Annotated in this window: 1 protein-coding gene; it reads right to left on the reverse strand. The window is 30.3% G+C overall.

The window, feature by feature from the left end; all coding sequences use genetic code 11:
- Positions 1–193: 193 nt before the first annotated feature.
- The coding region (locus tag ATH1_RS19740; protein ID WP_010423905.1) for a Shedu immune nuclease family protein at positions 194–1,191 on the reverse strand (998 nt) is incomplete at its 5' end.

Below are 1,191 nucleotides of genomic sequence, written 5' to 3' on the forward strand. Positions count from 1 at the left end.
AGGGCCATTGCCCTGTAAAACAATTATATAGAGCGACTTCGTGTCGCAATAACGTCCCAGCTATATGCGCCTGGCCGTGGTTTCAGACCAGCTGTGGATTTATCAGCTTGAACGCATGGGAGAGGGTAATACAAAACTCTCAATATGCTGTGGATGCCACGGCTGGCGTATATAGCTTTGTTAGCGGTTGTTATTATATGGTTTTCAATTGTTTAATCAAAATGTCAAGTCGTCTAATTAATTCATCATATGTGAAAACATCAATTACATTTTTGTATTTTCTTTTTATGACTTCAAAATCATAAAGTTGAGATTTACTCAAATGATTATCTCTACCCATAATGATTATTGCAGATGGATTAACAATTTTAATTTCTAAACCATTTGGTAGATTAGATTTATATTTTTTATTCAAATCAATCTCCCCTTGTTTTCCTATTTTGTTCAAATAGAAAATATATTTCTCAATTTGCATTACGACACCTGATAAATCGCGATTTGGTATATGATTATCGCGATATTGTGACTTTGACACAATGCTCTTTTCAAATGGGATTTTAATTTCCATTATATCTAAGTTACCCATAAAGTCAATCAATCCGAAGTCCAGTCTACGAGTTTTTTCACTGTAAACATCTTTAAATTTAAGCTCTTTTATTGCTTTAATATATTTTGGATAAATCAATAATACTAACTGTAATATCTCTGATTGCCACTGGTCTTCAGAATATTTAATTTCATTATTAAGCATAGTTCTTAGTTTATCCAATAAAGTACTATACTTTAATATTTCAGATTCTTTAAAAGCGGACTTTAAATTGCTTTCAATCTTAATTGATTTATTATTTACATATGTCTTATACTGAGTTTCTTTATCCTTTACTGATTCAAAATAGTTACTTATTATAGATGTTACTTTCGCAGCCCTATACAATTTAATCTCATGGGTAGTAGGAAATGATTTAATAAGTTTCCTAAATTCATCAAAAGGCAAAATGGTCTCATTTTTACCTCCAATGTAAATTGACTCATCAATGTTAATATCAATTGTTTTAATTAAGGATACTTTTTCTTTAGCAATAAAAAATTCTTCTCTAAAATATAAATCTTTAGCAAAATAGAATTCGTTTTTTATTCCAAAATGGAAAAAACGGTCGATGCCCACCCAGTGAAAACGGCCATATCCGTTCA

Source organism: Anaerophaga thermohalophila DSM 12881 (assembly GCF_000191885.1).
GTDB lineage: Bacteria > Bacteroidota > Bacteroidia > Bacteroidales > Marinilabiliaceae > Anaerophaga > Anaerophaga thermohalophila.